Source organism: Pseudoalteromonas sp. PPB1 (genome assembly GCF_015356275.1).
In the GTDB taxonomy this organism is placed as follows: Bacteria; Pseudomonadota; Gammaproteobacteria; order Enterobacterales; family Alteromonadaceae; genus Pseudoalteromonas; species Pseudoalteromonas rubra_D.
The window spans coordinates 58,731-83,822 of sequence record NZ_JACEQV010000008.1; the positions used below are offsets into that span (position 1 = coordinate 58,731).

21 protein-coding genes, 1 pseudogene and 1 riboswitch are annotated in these 25,092 nt (G+C 50.5%); of the genes and pseudogenes, 11 read left to right on the plus strand and 11 right to left on the minus strand.

Annotated features, from left to right (window positions below):
- Positions 1–12 precede the first annotated feature (12 nt).
- A complete protein-coding gene (locus tag IY568_RS10015; RefSeq protein ID WP_194867467.1) occupies positions 13–1,035 on the minus strand; it encodes a phospholipase A in 1,023 nt (340 codons plus the stop codon).
- 169 nt (positions 1,036–1,204) lie between these two features.
- Here IY568_RS10015 and IY568_RS10020 point away from each other — a divergent pair, with 169 nt between their 5' ends.
- Positions 1,205–1,408 carry a hypothetical protein gene (locus tag IY568_RS10020; protein WP_125558767.1) on the plus strand — a complete coding sequence of 68 codons (204 nt, stop codon included), beginning with the start codon at positions 1,205–1,207 and terminating at the stop codon, positions 1,406–1,408.
- A gap of 350 nt (positions 1,409–1,758) precedes the next feature.
- On the opposite strand, the gene IY568_RS10025 is transcribed toward IY568_RS10020, so the two are convergent.
- The 4 genes from IY568_RS10025 to dapA are packed head-to-tail and all read right to left on the minus strand — an operon-like array spanning position 1,759 to position 5,726.
- Entirely contained in the window at positions 1,759–2,871 is a 1,113-nt protein-coding gene (locus IY568_RS10025; protein WP_194867468.1) for a succinylglutamate desuccinylase/aspartoacylase family protein, read from the minus strand.
- A gap of 2 nt (positions 2,872–2,873) precedes the next feature.
- Entirely contained in the window at positions 2,874–4,079 is a 1,206-nt protein-coding gene (locus IY568_RS10030) for a PLP-dependent decarboxylase (protein ID WP_194867469.1), read from the minus strand.
- A complete protein-coding gene (locus tag IY568_RS10035; protein WP_010383780.1) occupies positions 4,079–4,819 on the minus strand; it encodes a 2,3,4,5-tetrahydropyridine-2,6-dicarboxylate N-succinyltransferase in 741 nt (246 codons plus the stop codon). Before IY568_RS10035 ends, IY568_RS10030 begins: the two co-directional genes overlap by 1 nt.
- A gap of 10 nt (positions 4,820–4,829) precedes the next feature.
- Complete coding sequence (gene dapA / locus IY568_RS10040; protein ID WP_125558773.1) at positions 4,830–5,726, minus strand: 4-hydroxy-tetrahydrodipicolinate synthase; 897 nt, start codon at positions 5,724–5,726, stop codon at positions 4,830–4,832.
- Positions 5,727–5,839: 113 nt separating this feature from the next.
- Positions 5,840–6,016, minus strand: a riboswitch (Lysine riboswitch).
- A gap of 174 nt (positions 6,017–6,190) precedes the next feature.
- On the opposite strand from dapA, the gene IY568_RS10045 reads away from it, so the two are divergent.
- A complete protein-coding gene (locus tag IY568_RS10045) occupies positions 6,191–7,945 on the plus strand; it encodes a response regulator (protein ID WP_194867470.1) in 1,755 nt (584 codons plus the stop codon).
- Here the strand turns inward: IY568_RS10045 and IY568_RS10050 are convergent.
- The 3 genes from IY568_RS10050 to IY568_RS10060 form a co-directional block, all read right to left on the minus strand.
- The gene (locus IY568_RS10050; RefSeq protein WP_194867471.1) at positions 7,929–8,330 is read right to left on the minus strand and encodes a hypothetical protein; all 402 of its coding nucleotides are present in this window, start codon (positions 8,328–8,330) and stop codon (positions 7,929–7,931) included. The two genes, IY568_RS10045 and IY568_RS10050, sit on opposite strands and share 17 nt — an antisense overlap.
- 5 nt (positions 8,331–8,335) lie before the next feature.
- On the minus strand, positions 8,336–8,542 hold the full coding sequence (locus IY568_RS10055) for a hypothetical protein (RefSeq protein ID WP_194867472.1): 207 nt from the start codon (positions 8,540–8,542) through the stop codon (positions 8,336–8,338).
- A gap of 97 nt (positions 8,543–8,639) precedes the next feature.
- The gene (locus IY568_RS10060; RefSeq protein ID WP_194867473.1) at positions 8,640–9,521 is read right to left on the minus strand and encodes a TraB/GumN family protein; all 882 of its coding nucleotides are present in this window, start codon (positions 9,519–9,521) and stop codon (positions 8,640–8,642) included.
- 505 nt (positions 9,522–10,026) lie between these two features.
- On the opposite strand from IY568_RS10060, the pseudogene ilvG reads away from it, so the two are divergent.
- The 8 genes and pseudogenes from ilvG (at position 10,027) to can (ending at position 19,469) form a co-directional block, all read left to right on the plus strand.
- Positions 10,027–11,681: pseudogene (gene ilvG / locus IY568_RS10065) on the plus strand (acetolactate synthase 2 catalytic subunit).
- A 28-nt stretch (positions 11,682–11,709) separates the two neighbouring features.
- Positions 11,710–11,949: an acetolactate synthase 2 small subunit gene (ilvM, locus tag IY568_RS10070; protein WP_010383772.1), complete on the plus strand. Its 240-nt coding sequence runs from the start codon at positions 11,710–11,712 to the stop codon at positions 11,947–11,949.
- Between the two features lie 18 nt (positions 11,950–11,967).
- The gene (locus IY568_RS10075) at positions 11,968–12,891 is read left to right on the plus strand and encodes a branched-chain amino acid transaminase (protein ID WP_125558785.1); all 924 of its coding nucleotides are present in this window, start codon (positions 11,968–11,970) and stop codon (positions 12,889–12,891) included.
- A gap of 109 nt (positions 12,892–13,000) precedes the next feature.
- Complete coding sequence (gene ilvD, locus IY568_RS10080; RefSeq protein WP_194867474.1) at positions 13,001–14,857, plus strand: dihydroxy-acid dehydratase; 1,857 nt, start codon at positions 13,001–13,003, stop codon at positions 14,855–14,857.
- Between the two features lie 2 nt (positions 14,858–14,859).
- Positions 14,860–16,404, plus strand: coding sequence for a threonine ammonia-lyase, biosynthetic (gene ilvA, locus IY568_RS10085; protein WP_010383769.1), 1,545 nt, complete (start codon positions 14,860–14,862; stop codon positions 16,402–16,404).
- 62 nt (positions 16,405–16,466) lie between these two features.
- Positions 16,467–17,522 (plus strand): ABC transporter substrate-binding protein, encoded by a 1,056-nt coding sequence (locus tag IY568_RS10090; protein ID WP_194867475.1) that lies wholly within the window; start codon positions 16,467–16,469, stop codon positions 17,520–17,522.
- A 75-nt stretch (positions 17,523–17,597) separates the two neighbouring features.
- Positions 17,598–18,791 (plus strand): methyltransferase, encoded by a 1,194-nt coding sequence (locus tag IY568_RS10095; protein ID WP_194867476.1) that lies wholly within the window; start codon positions 17,598–17,600, stop codon positions 18,789–18,791.
- A 9-nt stretch (positions 18,792–18,800) separates the two neighbouring features.
- Positions 18,801–19,469: a carbonate dehydratase gene (gene can, locus IY568_RS10100; RefSeq protein ID WP_125558795.1), complete on the plus strand. Its 669-nt coding sequence runs from the start codon at positions 18,801–18,803 to the stop codon at positions 19,467–19,469.
- Positions 19,470–19,472: 3 nt separating this feature from the next.
- Here can and ubiK read toward each other — a convergent pair whose 3' ends face one another.
- The gene (ubiK, locus tag IY568_RS10105) at positions 19,473–19,745 is read right to left on the minus strand and encodes a ubiquinone biosynthesis accessory factor UbiK (protein WP_010383762.1); all 273 of its coding nucleotides are present in this window, start codon (positions 19,743–19,745) and stop codon (positions 19,473–19,475) included.
- Between the two features lie 127 nt (positions 19,746–19,872).
- Here ubiK and rep point away from each other — a divergent pair, with 127 nt between their 5' ends.
- Positions 19,873–21,885 (plus strand): DNA helicase Rep, encoded by a 2,013-nt coding sequence (gene rep / locus IY568_RS10110; protein WP_194867477.1) that lies wholly within the window; start codon positions 19,873–19,875, stop codon positions 21,883–21,885.
- Here rep and IY568_RS10115 read toward each other — a convergent pair.
- Both IY568_RS10115 and IY568_RS10120 read right to left on the minus strand, forming a co-directional pair.
- The gene (locus tag IY568_RS10115) at positions 21,882–24,455 is read right to left on the minus strand and encodes a diguanylate cyclase domain-containing protein (protein ID WP_194867478.1); all 2,574 of its coding nucleotides are present in this window, start codon (positions 24,453–24,455) and stop codon (positions 21,882–21,884) included. The genes rep and IY568_RS10115 overlap by 4 nt on opposite strands.
- Positions 24,456–24,625: 170 nt before the next feature.
- A complete protein-coding gene (locus tag IY568_RS10120) occupies positions 24,626–25,015 on the minus strand; it encodes a c-type cytochrome (RefSeq protein ID WP_010383759.1) in 390 nt (129 codons plus the stop codon).
- Positions 25,016–25,092: the final 77 nt, after the last annotated feature.

Here is a 25,092-nt window from a genome sequence, read left to right on the forward strand (position 1 = left end):
TCTTGGTTGTGCTTAGAGCAGATCGGTTACCGCAATACCCAAACCCAGCCGCTGAATGTGTGCGTTGTAGTCAATCAAGCTCTCGCCATAGCCATTAAAATACTGCACATAGCCTCGCACTCGTGAGGAGCCAAGCAAAGGAAACGACCAGTCGAGTTGCACTGCACCATGGTTGTCACTGTTGAAGTTGTTACGGGTCATAAAACCAAACTCATGGTCGCCGTGACGATAAGCACCACTGAGCTCAAAATAGCCCATGTACTTGTGAATATCCGGGTTATCATCTCCTTTTGCAGCCAATGGCTCGGGCTTGTCGTCCTCAGGTAGGCGGTACCAGGGTTTAAAACTAAACACGAAGCTTTCGTACTCCCAGATAAAGTTTGCATAGAGGCGGTTCCAGGAGCGAGAGTTAGGCTGGCTGCGGCCATTCGACTGGTGTGATGCGCCTAAAATGATGGCCATTTCATCGCCCCACAAAACATTGTCATCATCCAGGAAGTTGATCCAGAAGATCTCCGGTTCGTAATTGGTTTCACGGAACGGCGAGGAGATATCTTTGTTGTATAGCTGCCAATAGGACTGCAATGTGACCCCGACATACACCGCCTGATCTTTGTCTTTAAAATGGCGATAAAGGGGCACTTTCATCGATATTTGATATTTGACTTCCATGTGGTCGAGTGGCTCCCCTTCTTCTTCCTGAATGGCCTTTAAGCCATCAAAGGGGCGAGAGTTGGGGTTTTTTACATAAGTCACGGGCAGAATGTAGTTGCGATTGTGCGGTGTCAGCACATTGCGGTTGTTTTCTGTGACCATTTCTCGTGCCATGCGGCGATCCAGTTTGCTGAGGCGTGTCTCTTGCAGCTTCTGACAGTAGAGTTTGAGCTGCTCAATCGTTTGTTGTTGATCACCCGCAATGATCTCATTCAGCACACATTGTTTTATCAACTCCAGATCGTCCTTCGCGTTTTGTTCATTGGCGAGCAGGGCAGAAGGGGCCAGTAAAGATAAAAAAGCGAGTATCCTGAGTTTCATAGGCAGTGCAGTCCTTAGTCAAAAGCAAATTATCATCATAGTATCATGGCAAAGAAAAAACTAAGAAGGGCAAAATTGTCAGCAATATATTTAGTCAAGGAGTGGTTGATTGATTTTTGTTCAACTTGGCGTTAGGTTAATTAGGCACACTGCATAAAAGGAGATTGAAATGAAAATATCATTGAACAAAAAAAGTATTAAGCAACTGAGCAATAACCAACAACTGGGCCTGGCTCAGACACCGCATGTAGCTGGTGGTGCATCGGGCCATCCGGCTTGTGAATCACTAGGTTGTGATACCGCGGTGTTCCTTGGGTGTCCGACTGGTCGAGATTGTTATTCTGGCCGCTTTGAGATCTGCATGCCAGATTAATACCAATTTCATTTAATACGTCTTCAATTTGACGGAGCAAATATGGCGCTATCTGTGTTAGAAATTTCTCATTTAGAATCTTTACCTAAGGTATAAGTTCGCTAATTTTTGCCTCGCCTATAGGGACGAAGGTGCCTCAGCGATAGCAGGACGCGGGAGCGGCGTTATTGACTATATTTTCTCGCCTCAAAATGGGACAGTTAATTAAGCAAATTGGGATAAAAAGGCCGGCGGCAACTTAGGTTGCCGCCCCACCTTAGCAAGTGAGGATTTGCTCACCTACTCTCACGCAATCGTTACTTCATTCTGTCGTCATCCAACCTGGATCCCGACCAATTCGTATGAATCCACTATAGTTCATAGTAATTTGTGAAAAATTTATATAATTCAGTACCCTGGTTGACACTGGCTGAGGCAAAATGCAAGATCGCAATGGCATCCTGTGTCAAGGTGAGGCTATGCAGAGGCGTTTCCGATAAATACTGCTCCATGCGCAAAATTCGCGCAATGCATTCCCCTGCTTTGATGTGTTCACCGAGCTGTGCTTTATACTCCACCATGCCACCCATGGGCGCATAGAAGGTCAGGTAATCTTTCAGTGCACAGGCGTAGCGTTTGATGTTCTTTGGTTGATGGTTGCCATCTGTTATCACTTCTTTGTGTGTCAGGTAGCTGAGGATGCTGTTGGCATCATGCACGGCTTCATCCAGATCAATTTTTTCCTGTGAACCTAATTCGACCGTGAAGGCTTCAACGGGCACGGCTAAGTCTCGGCCTTGTGCCTTTAAGGCTGTGCTGAGTTGCCACCAAGGGCAGAAACTGGCTTCATCCATCGCACCGTCAAATTCATTGGGGATCAGCAGCACATGAGGAATGTCAAAATAGCGCGCGCTGTCTGTAGCGTATTCTGGGCAATATAAGTGTTTCGCCGAGATAGGGCCAGTATGCAGGTCCAGTACAATATCAGCCTGATGTGCCAGCTTCTGCAATGTGAGTGCAATGCGCTTGCCAGTTGTTAATGTATGTGCTGGCGCATCAAGCAACGCATCGGTTGCCTGACACAGCTGTTCGCGGAAGGCAGCGATAAGTGCCGCATCGGAAGCTTCACCGTGCTCAGCAAGGCAGCGCTGTACCTGATCACTGTGGTCATGGTACATGCGATTCCAGTTCATGCCGGTAATGGGATCAAATCGTCCCAGCGTAAACTCCCCCGATTTTTGATTACAGCCGATCGGGTTGGCATAGGGCACCAGAGTGATGTCACCCGCCAGAGTGAGGTGCTTTAATTGTTCAAGCAGTGCATAAATCACTGCATTGCCTTGTACCTCCGCGCCGTGCATATTGGCCTGAATGTAGACGCTCGGACCTGTGCCATTACCTTGCAAACGGTAGACCGGGATAGTCAAAGGCAGGCCATTGGCGATTTCACCAACCTGAATATGTTGCTGTGTGATAGTGTTCATAGTTACCTCAGATAATAGTCGGCGGTTTCGCTGTGACGAATACAGTACAATTGGCCCTGAGTGAAAACGTACTCTGCGGGCAGCTCATGACACAGAAAGTACGGCATACTTTCTGTGAAGCCATAGGCACCACACTGGTCAAATACCAGCCAGTCGCCATAGTCGAGATCGTCAGGCAAGCTATGCGAACCAAGGTGATCTAGGGCTGTACATAATGGGCCATGTAAATGATATTGGCGCTGAGCAGTATCAGATGCACGCAGTGCCTGCACCGGAAAAGCCTGACTGGTCACGGCCGGTCGCAATAGGTGGTTGATGCCACCTGCAAGGATGAGCTGATGTTCGTCGTAATTGCATTTTTGTTCCACCACCGGGTTAAGGTAGTAGCCACACTGCGCCACGGCGTAGCGACCCAGCTCCATCCATAATTCCTGCACGCCTGCTTCGGCTTTAATTTTGGCCAGACTAGCGATGACTTGATCCCAATCGAGTGCCTGCTGGCCTGACTCGTAAGGCACCCCTAATCCGCCACCCAGATCTAAGATCCTCAGGGTCATACCCAGCTGCTGGCTCAGCTCAGTCAGTGGGGGCACCATTTGTTGCCACAGGCTGGCCAGCTTGGTGGCGTCGAGCATGTTACCCCATTGAAAAATATGCAGACCTGCAAAATCCAGTGCAGGGTAGTCACGTAAAGTCAGTTGCTGCCATTGGTCACAGCCGAGCCCAAATGGGGTCAGGCTGTCGCCGCCAAGTGGATTTTTGTCTCCTGCTGGCCAGCGCAGCTGCACGCGAAGTAGCACAGTTAGCGTCAGCTGATGCTGCTGTGCTGCGTCGTTCAGCCAGCGCACCTGATTCAGGCTTTCAGCAACAAAGGTGGTGACACCAGCATCGAGAAAATGCTGGATCTGGGCCGGGGACTTGGCCGGCCCGGTGTTGAGTACGCGTTCGGCCGCAATGTCCTGGGCCAATACCTGTGTGAGCTCTCCCCGGCTGGCAACGTCAAAGTTGAAGCCGGCTGTGTCCAGTGTTTTGAGGACACGGGATAACGGATTGGCTTTAACGGCATACCAGAGCTTGACCACGTTTTGGGTGGTCAGGTGATTAACATGTGCGCTCAGTGCATCCAGGTCGTAGACGAAAAATGGGATGTCCAGATCAGGGCACAGTGCAGTCAGTTGCTCACGCAGTGGCGTACTCAGTGTGGTCATTAGCGTAGTACCTCTTCGAGTTCTAACGACGCATCACTCTGTTCGTCACGGTATTTCACAATCAGTGCACAGGACATGCTCAGCCCCTGTGCTTTGGCCCAGTCACTGGATGCTGGACGCGACCCCGGAATCACAATGGCAAAAGGCGGAATGGCTTCCCCTTTTTCCAGGGTCCGCTCATTCACACAGTCATACACTGGAATGCTGGCAGACAGGCGAACACCCGGTGCCAGCACTGCACCGCGTTTTACGACTACGCCTTCAACCAGCACACAGCCTGCACCAATGAACGCATCGTCTTCAACAACGACCGGGCTGGCACCGACTGGCTCTAATACGCCGCCAATCTGAACAGCAGCACTTAGATGCACATTTTTACCAATCTGGGCGCAAGAACCAACCAGTGCATGGCTGTCGACCATAGTACCGGTATCGATATATGCGCCAATGTTGACATAGGCTGGTGGCATAATGATAGTGCCAGAAGCAACATAAGCACCACGACGTACGCTGCTGCCTCCGGGCACCATACGGACGGCATCTTCGGCGGCAAAACCACGGGGAGCCAGATTGTCTTTGTCTACAAAACCACCCGGGTATTCGGTATTTTGACCGGCACGGAAAGCAGCCAGAATACCTTCTTTGACTTCGACATTGGCGTGCCAGTTGCCGTGTTCGTCTTGGTTTGCAGCACGTTGTGAACCATTTTCTAAATTATCTAATAGTGTTGACCAGGTCATAGGGAGCCTCTTAATTCCAGGATAAAATCTGTTCGTTCGCAGCATTCAGTGCCGCATGATTGGTTAATTCCAGATGTGTGAGTGGTGGCCTCAGATGGGGCGTCGTCAGCGTGCCCTGTAAATGCATCAGTGTCTTTACCGGGATAGGGTTGGCAACGGCAAACAGGCTGCTGATGGCATCGGCCCAGGTGGTGAATAGGTTAGGGCTGGTGCCACTGAGCGCACGGCGGACAAATTCGGCAGTTTGGCTGGGCCAGGCATTCGATGCCACAGACACCAATCCGGCTGCGCCTGCCTGTGCAAAGTAAGGCAGCAATGCATCATCACCGCTGTATATCGCCAGGCTGGGTAAGGCGCGACGAAACGCTTCAAACGTGGCTATATCACCACTGGCTTCTTTGAGCGCCCACAGGTTGTCATGATGTGCCAGATTCGTTAGCACTTCAGGTGCAATGGCAACGGCGCTACGTCCTGGTACGTTGTAGATCATGCAGGGGACGTTTGCTGCACTGAGTAGCGTATCAAACCAATGGGTCTGACCAACAACACCGGGTTTGGCGTATAATGGGGAGCCGAGCAACAGCGCGTCGATCTTTTGGGTATTACAAAACTCGACCCACTCCAGCTGAGCAGCCAGATTGATGCCGCCGACGGCAACCATAATAGGTACCTGAGGCGCAAGTGCACAGACAAACTCAACGATTTTTTTCTGCTCGGGCAGAGTCAGGGCCAGGCCTTCTCCGGTACTGCCAAGCAGTAAAATACCATTGTTAGCCTCAACTTGCTGAGCAACGAGTTGCTGTAAACTGTGATAATCGACCTGATCGCACGCGTCAAAAGGCGTGACAAGGGCCGTCCATAACGGGTAGTCAGATAACTGATCAGATAACTGAATGTGTGATTTCATCTCTACCGAACTTCTTGCTGGTCCGGTAGTCAGGAAAGTGTCCTACTCCGAACCGTTTAAAATTCGAAGAGCAATGGACTTAAAAAGAATAGGCTGCTGGCCATATTGTTTCTAAGACCAGAAGCTCTCCACCAAATGTGTTGGTGACAGTCGCTGGGATTCAACCCAGTCGCCCGAAGCAGTACGCAAGCAAAGCGCAGTGCTTCTCGGCGTTAATTCCCCTCTTTGAGTTTCACGGGAGTTTGCTCTCCTCCACTCAAATACCTGAATAACGCACCTCTTCCAGCCCTAAGACGTCCACACTTTTTAGATGCATGGCCGTCTGGATAAAATAGGGTACGGGTGCATTGAAACATTTTGGCCGTCTGGGTGTCAAGTCACTCTCAGCAAAAGTTTGAAATTTAATCTAAACTGGGAAAGAGTCTGGCGCCTGGATGATCTGGTTGGTTTTTGGGAGGGATAATTTGGACAATCTGGTTACACGCTATCGCCTGAAGTACCTGGTCGCGCTGGTGATCATGTTGCTGGTGTTGACGATGACGACGGGCCTGACCTTGTATCTGCTGGAGCAGCAAAAGCAGGTTGCCAGAGTGATCAATGTTGCAGGTATGCAGCGCATGTTGTCGCAAAAGGCGGCATTGCATCTGGAGTATGTCATCATCATGCGCGAACACAATGTGACGGCAGATCGTCAGGCACTGAACAATGCGCTGCAGCTTATGCAAGCGAACCATGATTTTTTGCTCCTGCGCGATGGCGAGCAATACAAGCACCTGAATGCAGAGCTTTATCAATGGTATTTTGCGCAGCCGGGTGATTTGGACAAGCAACTAAGACAATATGTGGCGTTGTTGTCCGGGGTTGCCAATCAGCCTAATTTGGATCAGATCCAGGAGATCCATACCCGCTCTCAACTGTTGTTGCAGGACTTAGATCATGCGGTGTTGTTGTTTGAGCAGTTCACCAATGAAAAGCTTGAGAAACTGAGAAACCTGCAGCTGCTAATGTGGTTACTGGGGTTGGCTTTGCTGCTCGCTGAGATTAAGTGGATATTCTTCCCCATGGAACGCAGTATCACCAGCGCGATAGACCGCTTGCAGCAAACACGTCTCAAAGCAGAACATGCTAATCAAAGTCGCGCCATGTTTCTGGCCCGTGCCAGTCATGAATTGCGGACACCCTTGCAGGCCGTGCTGGGGTATCTGCATTTGTATCAGGAATCACAGCGTGACAGCTACCTTGCCCAAGCGAATAAAGCGGCCCAGCAACTGAAGGCGCTGATCGCGTCTGTGGAGGACTACAATCGCTTGTCTGACGAACAGCAACCAGAGTTAAATTGTCACCCGGCCAGGCTGACCGATACCCTGGGTCAGCCTGTTGCTACTTATCGTCTGTTGGCCAGAGAGAAAGGCCTGGATTTTAGCTATCACTTTAGTAGCCATACCGAAAAAATATTTGCCTGTGATCATGAACGCCTGAGCTGGGTCATTGGTCAGCTACTCGACAATGCTGTTAAATTCACCGAGCAGGGCACGGTGAGGCTGTCCGCCCGCGTGGAGCCAGTCAATCCGGAAGAAGATGAGTTGAACTGGCGTTTTTACTGTGAAGTAGAAGACAGTGGCCCCGGATTTAACGTGGCGCAGATCAAAGCGTCTGCATCGGGGACTAGCCCGGACGGGCACCATTATCAGGGGCTGCAACTGGGGTTAGCTCGTTGTAACTTGTTGCTGGCGATTATGTCTGGTGAGTTGACTTTTTTACCCTGTGAACCGCATGGCACAAAAGCATCGCTGAGCTTGCCGCTGAAGCGACTCCCGGAGCCGGAGCCGGTAAGCGGACTGGCCCGCCATAAAGTGTTGTTGGTGGAAGACAATCAATTGAATGCCAAAATTATTGAAAAAATGTTGGATAACATGGAGCTAACCAGTATTCATGCGAGCCATGGTGGACAGGCCATAGAGGTACTGGCGCACCAGTCTTTTGATGTGATCCTGATGGATCTGAATATGCCGATTATGGATGGTTTTAAAGCCATTAAAGAGATCCGTCAGACGCTGATGTTGTCGACGCCAATTTTGGTACTGACTGCGAATACCTCAGAGCAGGCCATTAAATCGGCCGTGCAGCTTGGCGCGACCGATTATTTGTTTAAGCCTGTTGAAAAAGGGGCGCTGGAGCGCGCCCTGCACAAAATTCTGACCCTTAGCGACGCAACTTAATGTTGCCAACACCGACTTCGATGTCCAGGCTATGCTCACCCTGGCCATGATAGCGTAAGGTTTCACCGACCATGTTGCGTTCCGTTTCTGCGTTACCCGGCAAGTCGGATAGCTTGGTTTTGCCGACTCCGGAATCGAATCGCACACGTCGGAAGTCTTTGGCGTCTGTTTCTATCGTGACATTGCCGACTCCCACTTCGACATCGGCATCATTGTTTAATCCGAGTAGTTTGACATTGCCGACATCCACTTCGACATCCAGCTCCATCGACTCAGGGACTTTTACTGTCCAGTGTTGTTTTACATATTTACTGTTGAGGTGCAGGCTAAGCTCGTTGCCTGCCCGGTGGCTTGCCAGCTGCACGTCTTCCAGTGCATCCGTCACTTTATCTATGTCATGCTCGACGGGTTCGATTCAATGGTGACCTCGATGGTTTTGCCTGAATGCGTGTGTGTTTCTAATTTACCAATCGGAAACTGGATCTCGAGCTCTGTGCTGTCGGCCAGTTCAAAGGAGTGTGTTAATGTGCGTGACTCTTTAGCCTGAGCGGTGGCACTTAGCACCAACAGTGCCGCAGTTATCAGTTTTTTTCTCATCCTGTTGTTCTTCCATTCTGTCGTATTGATATCTGTATGACGCGGGCTAAAACACAAAGGTTTAAAAGCGACGTAAAAAAGTCGCTTTATAAGTGCATCACTTGACCCGTTGAACGGTGAACCCTCGTTCAGCTAGCTGAGTAAGCAGTCCATGCTGCTGGGGTAAATGTAGCGCACCCACGGCGATAAAATGCGCTGATTTGGCCAACCTAGGTGTCAATGTCGCTACCCAGTTGTTATTACGCTGAATGAGCATGACTTGCTCGGCATGCTGACCATACTCGGAGTCATCAAAACTCAGTTTATAAAAGGTATTTAGTTTCTGATAATTGCCTTGTTTCCAGGCTGTTATCATTTGGGTGAAGTATTGCTCAAAGTCCTCAACTTGCTTCAGTGTATCGGCTATCATGGCGTCGTTTTGAGCGCCCAAAGTACTGAATAAGCCCAGTTGTTGCTCCAGGCTTTCCAATTCCATAATGGGCTTTTTGATGTGGGTGGCATACTCGATTATTTGCTTATCAATGCCATAATCTTCACTGAATCCCGCTTGTTGATATTCCAGTTGCAGAATGGTGAGCATAACAGACCAGGGCTGATAGCTTTCAAATAGCGCGATATCGATTTTGCGCTTAGAGAGGTAATCTTTCACTTGTTTATAGGTCACCGGAGACAGGCTGGTTTTCAGTGTACTCCCAGGTTTTTGCTGCATAAAAGGCAAGGTTTTGCGTTGTAGCTCCAGGGGGCTAATGGCTTCGGTATTGAGTTCGACGACCACTGTCTGGCTGCTTTTTATGGCGGCTTTTATACGCGGATCCAGGCCGTGCATTGCGCTATCTCCAACGTGCACAGTACCAAACAGATAAGACGTGATACCGTTTTTTTCTACACTCCATAGTGCAGGCTGCGCGATAGCACCCTGACTGAGGAGCAACAAAAAGAGTGCACAGATAAACTGTGTCAGGCGAATAAAGTGAGGCATGGTTCCCTCCAAATGTTCAAAACTGGGCACATCATAATCAATTCCCGGAGTAAATCATAAAAATTTAATGTTGTGATGAGCAAGAATGAATCGTGTGGGAAAAAACGTTCACTTTAGTTTATTCCAGATAGGGAGTTAGATTTTGGTATTTTTTATCCTTTTTTTGGTGTTATTTTGAATTTTATTTTGTTTTTGCGTGATTTGCTTAAGGAAATGAGCATAATTTTTAGGGTTGACTTGTCGGGGGCCTACGGGTTACTAATAGAAAAAGAGCACAACAGAGCGCTTAGCGCGTGTGCAAGGTATTCGTTTTTTCAGAAGAGCAGTGACATGTTAAAAACAGTTTCTCTACTAGTCGTGATTATCAACGTGGTGATTATTATTACCGCGGGGGCTGGTTAGTGCTGTTCGAAAAGTATTAGCAAAAAGCCCCCCGCACTGAAAAGTTCGGGGGGCTTTTTCGTTTTAGGGCCAAATTCAAAGACAAAGGGCAATGGGCAAAACAATGACAGGCGCACAATTGGTAATAGACATGTTAGTAAAACAAGGGGTGAGTTCAGTATTCGGGTATCCGGGTGGTGCCATCATGCCGATTTACGATGCGTTATACGGTGCGCCACTGAAGCATTACCTGACGCGTCACGAGCAAGGTGCCGGTTTTGCGGCGGTTGGCTACGCCAGAAGTACAGGCAAGCTGGGTGTGTGTTTTGCGACCTCAGGTCCGGGCGCAACCAATCTGGTAACGGCGCTGGCTGATGCCATGATGGACTCAGTGCCCTTGCTTGCGATCACCGGACAAGTGCCTACCGCAGCGATTGGCTCAGATGCTTTTCAGGAAGTCGATGTCTTGGGCATGTCGTTGTCTTGTACCAAGCACAGCTTTATGGTCGAGCGTGGTGAAGACCTGGCTGAGGTGTTGCAACAGGCCATGCACATTGCGCAGTCGGGCCGCCCCGGCCCAGTATTGGTTGATATCCCTAAAGACATCCAACAGGCACAGGTCCCTGTTCATGGCTGGCAGGCCGAAGCGCATCAGCAACTCCGCTGTCGAGCTTTGAGTTGGACAAAGCTAACGAGTTGTTAGCTCAGGCGAAAAAGCCGGTTGCTTATGTGGGGGGCGGTGTTCACAGTGCAGATGCACAAGCTGAGTTGATGGCCTTTTTGCAGCGTACACAGATGCCTGCGGTGTCGACCTTGAAAGCATTGGGCAGTGTAAAACCTGATTATGCCTACGACCTGGGTATGTTGGGAATGCACGGTGGTCAGGCTGCCAATCTGGCAGTGCAAGAATGTGATTTGCTGGTTTGTATCGGTGCACGCTTTGACGATCGGGTAACTGGTAATCTGGCTAAGTTTGCCGCCGCGGCCAAAGTGATCCACCTGGATATTGACCCGGCCGAAGTTGGTAAGCGTAAACCTGCCGCGGCTTCACTGATCGCCGATTTGAAAGTTTCATTGCCTTTATTGCAGGGCGAATTGGCCCCGGCGCCGTGGCGTGCTCATATCAGCGCACTGGCTGAGCAGCACGCCTGGCGCTATGACTATCCCGGTGACAAAGTGTTTGCACCTTACTTGCTCAATCGCCTGAGCCGTTTGATGCCGGATACTGGGGTGGTGTGTTGCGATGTGGGTCAGCACCAGATGTGGGTGGCACAACATATGCGCTTTAGTCACCCCAGTAACCATCTGAGCAGTGGGGGAGCCGGGACTATGGGGTTCGGTTTACCGGCTGCCATTGGTGCCCAGGTTGCCCGGCCTGATGACATGGTGATCACGGTCTCTGGTGATGGCTCCATCATGATGAATATTCAGGAGCTGGCAACCATACGACGTAATAATTTACCGGTCAAAATTGTCATTCTCGATAACCAACGTCTGGGTATGGTACGCCAGTGGCAGCAGCTCTTTTTCGATGGTCGCTACAGTGAGACTAATTTGTCAGACAACCCGGATTTTGTGCAACTGGCGGCTGTGTTTGGGATCCCGGGTCAGACCATCACCCGTGCTGATGAGGTCGATGGTGCAGTTGATGCACTACTGGCTTCCACAGGACCTTATATATTGCATGCCTGCATCGATGACAAAGAAAACGTCTGGCCATTGGTACCGCCAGGCGCGGCTAATCATGAAATGCTGACGCAAACGCAGCAGCAAAACTAAACTTATTTCCTTTGACGGAGCGAATACCATGAAACATCAACTCACCGTAGCGGTAAACAATCAAGCCATCGCAGTCGAGCGTTTTTTGCGCGTCGCCCGTCATCGCGGGTTTCGCCTGACACAACTAGAGCTCCAGGGCCACGAAGAGTTATTTCACGTCAAAATGACAGTAGATAGTGACAAACCTATCTATCTATTGACGTCACAATTAAATAAGCTTGTTGAAGTGCAATCAGTCGATCTGCACACACTACAGCAGGCAATATAATAAATAAGGTTTTAAATAATGACACAAACTTCACAATACATTTGGCACAACGGCGAATTGATCCCATATGAGCAAGCAACCACGCATGTGCTCAGTCACGCCATTCATTATGGTAGCTCCGTATTTGAAGGGATCCGCGCGTACGATACGCCAAAGGGTCCGGCTATTTTCCGTCTGAAGGATCACATTCAGCGTTTATTTGACTCGGCCAAAATCTATCGTATTGAGATCCCTTACACGCAGGAAGAGATAATGCAGGCGTGTAAAGACGCGGTGGCAAAGAATGGCTTCACTAATGCCTATCTGCGTCCATTTGCCTTTTTAGGCCACGTTGGTCTGGGTGTGCATCCAAAATCACACCGGGCCGAGGTCACTGTCGCAGCGATGGAGTGGGGCGCATATCTGGGCGAAGGTAGCCTGGAAAATGGCGTTGATGCATGTGTTTCCTCCTGGCAGCGTCTGGCACCGAATACGATGCCAACGGCAGCAAAAGCAGGTGGTAACTACTTGTCGTCTCAGCTGATCACCGCAGAAGCCAAGCGTCACGGTTATGTTGAAGGGATCGCACTGGACGTCAATGGTTATTTGAGTGAAGGCGCTGGTGAGAACCTCTTCGTGATCCGCAAGGGTATCATCTATACCCCACCAACCACGGCGAGCATTCTGCCGGGTCTGACTCGTGACACCATTATGCACCTGGCCAAAGCGCGTGGTTATGAAGTCAGAGAAGAGCCAATCGCGCGTGAGGGTCTGTATCTGGCAGACGAGTTCTTTATGGTGGGTACCGCAGCTGAAGTGGTACCGGTGCGCAGTGTTGATCAGATCCAGGTGGGTGATGGTCAGCGCGGACCTATCACCGCAGAATTGCAGCAGGCTTACTTTGATCTGGTGAAAGGACAAAGTGAGGATCCGCAAGGCTGGCTGGATTACGTAAACGATTAAGGCCAGCACATTAACGCATACTTGCCGGGCTGACTGGTCCGGCATACATAATTTGGAATGAGGAAAGCCGTTGCCAGATGGGGCAGCGCAAACTGGAAAAGGGGTCAACATGGCAAAGTTACGCAGCAAAACAACCACTGAAGGCAGACAACAAGCAGGTGCCCGTGCATTATGGCGCGCCACCGGGATGACCGACAGTGATTTTCATAAGCCCATTGTGGCGGTGGTGAACTCGTATACCCAGTTTGTGCCCGGGCATGTGCACCTCAACCAACTCAGCGAATTGATGGCGGACGCTATCCGCGAAGCCGGTGGTGTGCCGCGCGAATTTAACACCATTGCCATTGATGATGGCATTGCGATGGGCCATGGTGGCATGTTGTATTCCTTGCCGTCGCGAGATCTGATTGCTGATTCTGTAGAATATATGGTCAATGCGCACTGTGCAGATGCCATGGTGTGTATTTCAAACTGCGATAAGATCACCCCGGGGATGCTGCTGGCGGCGCTGCGGTTGAATATCCCGGTGATCTTTGTCTCTGGCGGACCAATGGAAGCGGGCAAAACGCGCCTGGCTGATATCGACATTAAACTGGACCTGGTCGATGCGATGGTCAAAGGGGCCGATCCCAGCGTCAGTGATGAAGACTCAGATAAAGTTGAGCGTTCAGCCTGTCCAACTTGTGGGTCTTGTTCCGGGATGTTCACGGCTAACTCAATGAATTGTTTATTGGAAGCGCTGGGACTGGCATTGCCGGGCAATGGCACCACGCTGGCCACGCATGCCGATCGCCGTTTCTTATATGAAGGCGCGGCAAAGCGTATCCTGGCGTTGTGTGATGAGTATTATGGGAAAGACAATGAGGCGGCATTGCCGCGTAACATTGCGAATCAGGCCGCGTTTACCAATGCGATGACCTTAGATATTGCAATGGGTGGCTCATCTAACACAGTATTGCACTTGCTCGCCGCTGCAATAGAAGGGGGAGTTGAGTTCGATATGGCTGACATCGACCGCTTATCTCGCACAACCCCTTTCTTATGTAAAGTGGCACCGGCAACGCCGCAATATCATATCGAAGATGTTCACCGGGCCGGTGGCATTATGGCTATCCTTAATGAACTGGCCAAAGCTGACAAACTCGATCTGGCGGTGGGCCATGTTGCAGGTGGCACGCTGGGTGAAGTTATCAAGCGTTGGGATGCGACCGATCCGGCCAATGAGCGGGCGCAAACTTTCTACCGTGCTGGTCCCGCAGGCATACGCACCACTCAAGCAATGAGTCAGGAATGTCGCTGGGACGAGCTGGATCTGGATCGCGAGGGTGGCTGTATTCGCAGTGTTGAACATGCATTTCGTCAGGATGGCGGGCTGGCGGTGTTGACCGGCAACCTGGCACTGGACGGGTGTATCGTTAAGAGTGCGGGGGTGGAAGACGACATGCTGTGCTTTGAAGGCACGGCTGTGGTGTTTGAATCTCAGGACGATGCCGTTGAAGGGATCCTGGGTGGCAAGGTGAAAAAGGGCAATGTCGTGGTGATCCGCTACGAAGGCCCAAAAGGTGGGCCAGGGATGCAGGAAATGCTGTATCCAACCAGTTATCTCAAATCTATGGGACTGGATAAAGACTGTGCTTTATTGACGGATGGTCGCTTCTCCGGCGGGACGTCTGGTTTGTCGATAGGCCATGCCTCTCCTGAAGCGGCCAGTGGGGGGGCGCTGGCACTGGTAGAAAATGGCGATATCATTCGCATTGATATTCCAGCACGCAGCATCGACGTCTTGCTGGATGCACAGCAACTCGATACACGCAAAGCACAGCAGGCGGCACGTGGCAAAATGGCTTATAAACCATTAGATCGTCAACGCTATGTCAGCCCGGCTTTGAAAGCTTACGCCTTATTAGCTACCAGTGCTGACAAAGGTGCAGTACGCGATTTTGAGAAGCTGGAGGCATTGAGTTAATCATGGTGGCAAAAGAGCTCGATTATTTTCGTGCTGTAGTGCAGGCCAATGTCTCGCCGCTGGTCCGGGAAACCGAGGTCAGCGAGCTGAGCGGGCTTTCAGCCCGGCTCGGACATCAGATCTGGCTCAAGCGCGAAGACCAACAACCCGTCTATTCATTCAAGCTGCGTGGGGCGTATAACAAACTGAGCAAGCTTCCTACTGGCAGTTTGGTCGTTACAGCATCCGCTGGTAATCATGCGCAGGGGGTGGCATTGAGCGCCGCACACCTGGGCCATCGCGCCATCATTGTGATGCCAGTCACGACACCTGAGATCAAAGTCAATGCAGTGCGTAATCAGGGAGGCGAAGTGGTGCTGCATGGCCATCATTTTGATGCCGCTCAGGAATATGCGCAGTCTTTGTGTCAGTCACAAGGGGGTGTGTTTGTGCCACCGTTCGATGATAAAGAGGTGATCATTGGTCAAGGCACCGTCGCACGAGAGCTGATGCAGCAACTTCATCATTTGGATGTGGTCTTTATTCCCGTGGGCGGGGGCGGTTTGCTGGCTGGGATGGCGGTTTATATCAAGTCTTTGCGTCCGGAGATCCGTGTGATTGGCGTGGAAGCGCAAGAAAGCGCCTGCCTGAAGGCTGCGATGGAAGCCGGGCGGCCGGTGGAGCTGGAGCGAGTCGGCAGCTTTGCAGATGGTGTGGCGGTGAAGCGCATTGGCAGTGAGACTTTTCGTCTTGCCGAGCAGTTCTGCGATGACGTGGTCACGGTCAGTGCAGATGAAATTTGTGCGGCGGTACAGGATATTTTCGTTGAAACCCGCGCCATCGCTGAGCCTTCCGGGGCACTGGCCACGGCCGGGCTTAAAAAGTGGTGTCAGGAGCGCGACGAGCGGGGCTTAACACTGGCTGCTGTGTTGTCCGGTGCGAATCTGAATTTTGACCGCTTACGGTATATTGCTGAGCGCACGGCACTGGGTGCACGCAGCGAAGCCCTGCTGGGTGTGACCATAGAGGAATCCAAAGGCAGCTTTAAGCGCTTTTGTCACACTTTGTCTGGCCGGGCAATCACGGAGTTTAATTATCGTTACGCCGGTGGTGATACCGCACAGATCTTTGCAGGGGTCGGTTTACGTGGCGGTGAACAGGAGTTGCAGGAGCTTAAAACCAGCCTGAGTGAAGCGAATTACCAATTTACTGACTTGTCCGACAATGAGCTGGCCAAGTTACATATCCGCTATATGGTTGGTGGCAAGCCGCCGGTAGCACTGAGTGAGCGGTTATTTCGCTTCGAGTTTCCAGAGTATCCCGGCGCTTTAGCGCGCTTTTTAGAGACCTTAGGGAGTAACTGGAACATTACCTTGTTTCACTATCGTAATCATGGTGCCGCGCAGGGGAATGTGCTGGCGGCGTTTGAACTGGGCGCACAAGACAGCGCCCGGTTTGATGAGCATTTGCAGCGTCTGGGTTATCAGTACCAGGAAGAGACCGACAATCCGTGTTTCAGGCAGTACCTTCAGCATGACATGATGCAGGCGGATCGCCGCGTCAGCTAGTTTTGCATTCCGTCCGGCGCCTTCTATAGTTGTAACAGGGCAGGCTCCGGGCGCGTATCACAATGAGTTATCATCACTTTGTATTGGCCATAGCGCTGTGGTGGAGCAGTGCGCTTAGCGCATTGGAAGAGGTGACACTACAACTCAAATGGACCCATCAGTTTCAATTTGCCGGTTACTATATGGCCCTCAACAAAGGTTTTTATCGCCAGCAGGGGTTAAACGTTAAAATCGTGCCTGCCGATCCGGATAACCCGGATGAGCAATTTAAAGTGTTGTCAGGTCAGGCGCAATTTGGCGTGACCCACTCAGGTATTTTACAACAACGCTTGCAGGGCAAGCCTTTGGTGGCCCTGGCCGCCATCTTCCAGTCTTCTCCTTATTGCTGGATGGTACGTGCAGATAGTGATATCTATGTTCCCAAAGATTTTGCGGGGAAAAAGATCAGCCACCTTGGAAGAATTGAGGGGGCTGAACTGGTGGTGATGCTGGAGCGGGCGGGGATAGACGTCCCGCAGTTACCCTTGTATGCCGGGCTGGAACCGATTAAAGACTTTGTTGCCGGGCGCTTTGATGCCTTGCAGGTCTATATTTCCAATGAGCCTTTTAAGCTGGCACAGCAGGGCATAGCCACCCGGCAGATCTGCCCTAAGCACTTTGGTCTGAACGTCTATGCGGACATTTTATTTACCTCGGAAGATGTCCTGAATTATCGCCCGCAAACGGTTGCCCGCTTTCGCCGTGCCTCCTTACAGGGCTGGCGCTATGCCATGAGTAACCCCGATGAAGCGCTGGCGGTCACTAAAACTGAGTATGCAACCACCAAGAGCATTTCTGCGCTGGCAAACGAGGCCGATAAGCTGATGCCCTTTATCAAAGCGCCAGGCATTGCACTGGGTGCCATGTCTCAGGCTCGCTGGTTGTGGATTGCTCAGCTTTATCGGCTCGATCTTGTTGACTTTCATGAACAAAAACATCAGTTTCTTTATACCGAACCGGATCAGGAAGAAGATAGCTGGTCTTGGATGTTGACCCTAGCAGCGATAGTGGGTGTGATCTGTGTGCCCATGTACATACATTTGATCTTCTTTCGTCACCGGCGTTTTACTTTAAAATAACCGCCTGTACTTTGCGAGATGGGCGCAAGCGCATACAATGAGCGCCCTTTAGTTAGTTCGGTATCGGTGGCCAGTATGCACAGTTCCTTTTCCTCTCAGTTTTTAGCCCTGGATGCGTTGCTCACAGACACGCGTCGCTACTGGCAATTACTGGCATTCGATCATACCGACATTCCCTGGCCTGAACTGGAAGAGGCGTTGTTGTCATTGAGTGATGAGGACGTGACGGCACTGGATCGGGATCCTGAGTCACTGATAGCGTTTCTTACACCTTATATTCCAGTATTACACACGCTCCCAACGCTGACGGCGCTGGCATTGGAGGTCGCGAGTCGACCTGAGTTTCCGTTTTGGCTCAGTAACGGTATCAAGGGCCGTAAGTTGACTCAGTTACAGGACTTCGTTGCGCAGGTATATCAGCCAAAGCTGCCAGTGCTGGAGTGGTGCGCAGGTAAAGGACACCTGGGCAGGTTGCTGGCGTATCTGGGCGCAGAGCATGTTGACAGTGTTGAGCTACAGGCGGCCTTATGCCAGCAAGGTCAGCACAGTGCCGAGCAACAAAAGTTGGCCATGACCTTTCATTGTGCCGATGTACTTACTGATCCGATTGCACAGTATTTTCGACCACGACAGCAGGCCGTTGCACTGCATGCCTGCGGTCGATTGCATCAGACCTTTATGGAGCAGGCGAGCGCTGCACAGTGCGAGCAGATCAGCCTGTCACCCTGCTGTTATCATCTGTTTACTGAGCCCACCTACCAGCCGATGAGTGACGTTGCAGCGCACAGTGCTTTGGATTTGTCACACAGTGACATGAAACTGGCGTTGCAGGAGACGGTTACTGCGCCAGGAAGAGTCGCGAAAGTACGTAAACGAGAGGTCCAGTGGCGGCTAGCCTTTGATGCGCTGCGCCGTGATGTGACTGGCGATACTCAGTACCTCAGTGTGCCCTCCGTGAACAAGGCGATTTTTTCCGGACCGTTTGTTGATTTCTGTCACTGGGCAGCTGAGCAAAAGCAGTTAGACTTACCGGCACACTTTGATGCTGACTATTACCTGGCACAAGGGCGTGCACGTCAGCGTATCACTGAGCGCATCGAGCTGGTGCGCCATGCCTTTCGTCGCGCCATAGAAGTGTGGCTGGTGCTCGACAGGGTGTTATATCTTGAACAGGCCGGGTATGATGTCAGCCTCTCGGAGTTTTGTCATAAATCACTGACGCCAAGAAATATCTTGATCCAGGCTACACGGTGTCAATCAGCAAAATAAGGAAAAACCATGTGCCAGTCTGACAGCCAGCTGCAACATCTGCTCAATAATAATCGCCAGTGGGCGAAACAGACTCAGACCAATAATCCGGAGTTTTTTGCCAAATTATCCATGCAGCAGAATCCCAATTATCTCTGGATTGGCTGCTCGGACTCCCGGGTGCCGGCCAACCAGATTGTTGATTTGATGCCGGGAGACTTGTTTGTCCACCGCAATGTGGCCAACGTGGTGGTGCATACCGATCATAACTGTTTGTCTGTGATGCAGTACGCCATTGAGGTGCTGAAAGTTGAACATGTACTGGTCGTGGGTCACTACGGCTGTGGTGGGGTACGTGCTGCTTTGGAAGATGCCCGTTTGGGTTTGATTGATAACTGGCTACGCCATGTCGGCGATGTCAAAGAGATGCATCAGGCGATGCTCAGTGAAATACACCCTGACCAACGCTGTGATGCATTATGTGAGCTGAATGTGATAGAGCAGGTCAGAAACGTCTGTCGAACCAATGTGGTGCAGGATGCCTGGGCGCGGGGCCAAAAGTTAACCATTCACGGTTGGGTGTATGGTCTGGCGGATGGCTTGCTCAAAGAGCTGAATACTCAGATAGAGCAGGAAGAGCAACTGGCAGCGCACTATGAACGGGCCCTGGTCGATCTGGCCAGGCGATACCAGTTGTAGGGATTACTGTTCTGGCTGGTCGCTGTCTTGTGCTGCCAGCTTAGCCTCTAGTTCGGCCACTTTTGCTTCGAGTTCGGTGAGTTTTTCACGGGTTTTGATCAGTACTTTGCTCTGAATATCAAACTCTTCACGACTGACAAAATCCATTTCTGCCAGTTTATTCTGAATAGCCTGTTTGGTTTTGCTTTCAAAAGTGTCTGCAAGGTTTTTCACACCTTGTGGCATGTTACTGGAGATCTGCTTGGCGATTTCTTCAATTTTTGCTGGGTTGATCATGGGCTGGCCTCTAAGCTTGATTATTGTCTCTATCTTACCTAAAGCGGTCACCGGTTAAAAGCGCTTGGGATCCACTTGAGCATTACGGTAAACTTAGCAGCTTATTGACTAAAGGTGATCACAGAATATGAAACTGAACCCGAAACAAGACGAAGCTGTTAAGTATATCAGCGGACCCTGTCTGGTACTGGCCGGTGCCGGCTCTGGTAAAACCCGGGTGATCACCAATAAAATTGCTTATCTGGTACAAAAATGTGAATACAAGGCGCGTAACATTGCGGCAGTGACCTTTACCAATAAGGCTGCTAAAGAGATGCGGGAGCGGGTTTCACAGACGCTGGGTAAACAAGAAGCCAAAGGCCTGTGGGTATCGACCTTTCATACGCTGGGGCTGGAAATCATAAAAAAAGAAGTGAAAACGTTGGGTTATAAGCCTGGTTTTTCTTTGTTTGACGATCAGGATACGAATCAGTTACTGGCCGAATTGACAGAAAAAGAGCTGGATCGTGACAAAGATCTGCTTAATCAGCTGAAAATGCAGATTGGCAACTGGAAAAACGAACTCATCCAGCCTGAGCGCGCTATTCGAGAAGCCAGAGAGGCACAAAAGGCGTTATTTGCACAGCTTTATGCTCGCTATCAGACCCAGCTTAGGGCATATAACGCGTTAGATTTTGACGATCTGATCATGATCCCCACCTTATTGCTAAACAGTTCCGTCGAAGTGCGCGAACGCTGGCAGGCCCGTTTTCGTTATCTGCTGGTGGATGAGTATCAGGATACCAATACCAGCCAGTATCAGCTGGTAAAATTGTTGGTGGGCGAGCGCGCCCGCTTTACCGTGGTAGGGGATGACGACCAGTCCATTTATTCATGGCGTGGTGCCAAGCCACAAAACCTGGTATTGCTGAGCAAAGATTTTCCGGGGTTACGCCTCATTAAGTTGGAACAAAACTATCGCAGTGCCGGGCGGATCCTCAAAGCGGCGAATATTCTGATCGCCAATAACCCCCATGAATTCGACAAAAAGCTGTTCAGTGAACTGGGCTATGGGGATCCACTGCGTTTGATTGCGACCCGAGATGAAGAACATGAATCCGAACGGGTCGTAGCCGAGATCATTTCGCACAAGTTTATGAAGCGGACCAGCTATCGTGATTACGCCATTCTGTATCGGGGTAACCACCAGGCAAGGGTGTTCGAAAAAGCCCTGATGGCGAACCGCATTCCTTATAAAATTAGCGGCGGTATGTCGTTTTTTGCTCGCAGTGAGATCAAAGACATCATGGCGTATTTGCGCCTGCTGGTAAATCAGGATGATGACAATGCTTTTTTGCGGATCGTCAATACGCCACGACGTGAGATAGGGCCCGTCACACTGGAGAAACTCGGCAGTCTGGCCAACGATAAACACATCAGCTTATTTGCCGCGTGTTTTGAGCCTGAGTTGCCGCAACGCCTCAGTGGTCGCGGTCTGAATGCGTTGATGGGATTTGCCCGTTGGGTGGTTGAACTGAGTGACCGAGCAACCCGGGGAGACACACTCGAAGCGGTCAAAGATATGGTGCGAGAAATCAATTACGAAGCTTATTTGTATGAGTCATCGCCCAGCGCGAAAGCCGCCGAAATGCGCATGAAGAACGTCTCAGAACTGTATCGTTGGATCAGTGATATGCTGACCGGCGATGCGGATAATCCGCCCATGACTTTGCCTGAGGTGGTCAGCAAACTGACACTGCGAGACATGCTGGAGCGTAACGAAGAAGAAGACGACAGCGATGCGGTGCAACTGTTGACGCTGCACGCCTCGAAAGGCCTGGAATATCCCCATGTCTTTATGGTCGGAATGGAAGAAGGGCTACTGCCGCACCAGACCAGCATCGATGAAGATAATGTCGAGGAAGAACGGCGTCTGGCCTATGTGGGCGTAACGCGTGCACAGCAAACGTTGACCATGACCTATGCCAAAAGCCGTCGTCAGTTTGGTGAGCAGATCACACCTGAGCTCAGCCGGTTTGTTCAGGAAATGCCACAGGATGACATTCAAAATGAGGGTAAAAAACCCGTGCAGTCCCAGTCTGAACGTATGGAGAAAGGTCAGGCCAGGGTTGCGAACCTACGTGCGATGCTGAAACGTTAAAGCGGCAGAGATTCGTGTGAGGAGGGCACTTCGCTTGGCTTGGTGCCTGATAAGCTCTGTTGTTTACCAAAAAATAAACTCAGCCCGTGGCGTTCCAGTAAACTTCTGAAGTTCAGGATTGCAGGGCCCTTGGCGATGACCTGAATGGCTTTCAGAGCCGTGACTGCAAGGATCCCCTGCAATTGCACATCATAGCTGTTTTGCTGTAGCACCCGTTTGCTGAATGTTGAGCTGAGCAACAGATATTTAAAATCAATTTGACTGAGCAGTGCCAGATCGCAGCGATCTTTGGCAAAATCATTGAGGCCCACGGCGATACCCAGGCTGCACAGCTCTTTGAGGTTTTCGAGCTGCATACTGGAGGCGTAGCGGATTTCGCTTTCATCAAACAACAGGCACAGGTGGCTGGTGCGTTGACTCAATAATTGTTTAAGCTCTGTAAAAGTGGTGCTTTCGAGGATCGCACAGGAGCAGGCAAACAGCACATCGGCAGTGTGCGCTTTGGCGACGCGCCCGGCCTGTTCGAGTGCCTGGCCGAGCAATTGCATTTCTATTTTTAGCTGCTCATCCTTAGCCGCTGCAAATTTCTTGAGGATATCGAAGCTGGTGCTACCCAGAACCGGGTGTTCGCCAAAGGCTTCGAGCATCACAATGTGCTGACCATGGTTGGCCATATTGACAATTTCAGTGCTGCGAAAATGGATCGGCAGGGCACTCAGGTGGTGGTATTCCGTTTGTTTGCTTTGTGTGCTGGCAGCGCTGAGCAGCGGGTGATAAAACTCATAACGACCGCGACCGGCATTTTTAGCGTAGTACATGGCGGCGTCGGCATCGCGGATAATTTCGTCGGTATCTTTGTAGTCTTTGTTGCTATAAGTAATCCCAATACTGGCACCACTTTGCATGCACAGGCCTTTCATGCAGAATGGTTGTTGCATGACTCTGATCAGGCGTTTTGCAACGTCTTCTGCTTGCTGGCGATCGCTCAGATGATCCAGCAGGATCACAAACTCATCTCCCGCCAGACGGGCTAATAAGTCATGCTCACGAATGCATTCTGAAAATGCTTTACTGACCCAGATTAAAAACTGATCACCTGCCTGATGCCCAAGCTCATCGTTGATGTCCTTGAATTTATCCAGGTCGATAAACAGCACGGCAAAATTATTTTCCGGATAACGTTGGTACTTTTGTAAGGTTTTTTCCAGCTGAGTCAAAAATAACAACCGGTTGGGCAGCGTCGTCAGCGGGTCATGGTGGGCATCATGATAGAGTTGCTGCTCAATCTTTTTTCTTTCCTCGATTTGCATCTGCAAATGTAAATTGGTCTGGCGCAATTCTTTGGTTTTTTCCGCGACCCGATGCTCCAGTTCCAGATTACTGGCCTTGAGCGCCTGATTGGCGAGATGCGTTTGTAACACTGAGGCGATTTGATTCGAGACAAATGAAATTAATTCAACATCCTCGTGATTATATTCGTACTCATGGTTATATGCCTGGCAGGCAATGAGGCCGATGACTCCTTTGGCGGTCTTCAGCGGTGCGCCCAGCCAGCTGGTTGCCGCGTTTTGTAGCTGATAATTATCCGGGCGTTTGACGATTTCATTGTCGATCAATACCTGTGCCCGCTTAGTGTCTATCAGTTGGCTGCGTTCAGTGGTGATCACTAACTCGCTGTAGCCATTAGCAAACGGGCGCGGTTTGTACTGAGTCATCTCATCCACGCTGTACGGGAAGCTGAGCCAGTCTGAGGCCTTGTCATGCAATGCGATAAACAGGTTATCAGCAAAGGTAATGGACCGCATGATCTGGTGAACTTGCTGGTATACATCGTCGATATCACTGAACTGAGTCGCCAGCTCCGCGATTTTAAAGAGGATTTGCTGGCGTTCCAGTGCCCGCTTACGTTGCTCTATTTCAGTATTAAGTGCCTCGTTACTTTGCATTAGAGCACGGGTACGAATTTTAACTTCAGATTCTAACAACTCGCGTTTTTTAACCCGTTCAATGGCGGTTGCCAGGTACAGGGACATGACTTCGAGTAATTCTACCTGCTGCTCACTGTAATGCTGATCCGGCGCATAGTTTTGTGACACCATGACACCGATAATGGTTTTTTCGCGGAAAATAGGCACACCGACCCAGTGCTCAGCCTGAGTGCCGAGCGCTTTAAACAAGCCTTGTGCACTCATTTGCTCCATCTGTTGGCGTTTGAGGTACAAAGTCTGTCGGTTCTTAAAAACGTAGCCCGTTATGCCCTGGCTGAAGTGGTTTGCTTCATGCAGCGGCACTGAAATGCCATCTTTTTCATCGACAAAATAAGACAGCTCCAGCCCCTGAGTGAACTGGTTTTGCAGCACAACATAAAAGCTTTTGCTCGGTAAGTATTGCTCTAAAATGCTATGGATCGCGGGATATAGCAGCGTCAACTCCGCAACTGTGCTGGCCTGCTCGGATAACTGGATCAGGGCATGCTGCAAGTGAGAGTGTTGTTTGTATTTTTTCAGCAAGGACTCTAAACGGTGGTTTTTCCGAGTCAGTTTGCGAACTAAGACGCTGGGATCTTCCAATGATGAAACCAAGAGTTGTTATTGTCTATTTATTGTTCTTATATTTTCATTTTTACAATGAGGGGTCAAGTGCAAAATTTTAATAACAATATGGTGATATTTGTCGTGAACTTTGCGACAAGAGGCGCCTATTGAAGGGGATGTATTGCCCATCCCCAAGCGATGATTATTTACTTAATCATAAAATCGATGGCTGCTGCAATTTCGTCATCGCTACAGTCCATACACGTACCACGAGGAGGCATGGCATTGAAGCCATTGATCGCGTGGTCTAGCAGTACGTCGTTGCCTTTAGCAAGACGTGGTGCCCAGTCATCAGCTGTTTTAGGTGCACCCAGTGCGCCTGTGCCATGACACGCGAAACAGGAAGCTTGATACACTTGCTCGCCTGTACGTGGACCAGTAGGGGCAGCTGCAGCAGTATCTTCGGCACCCGCCAAGTAGACCGAGCCAACCGGCTCAAGGCGCTTTTTAATCGCTTCTTCAGTTAAAGAATTGTCGAATGGCTGTGCGATTGCCGCAGTAGATAGCAATAACAGTGCTGCTGAAAGTTTCTTCATTTACCTTGCTCACTTCAAATTGAACGTGATCTATCACGATGGATGACGGAATTAAGCCGATTATAACGTCACCAACT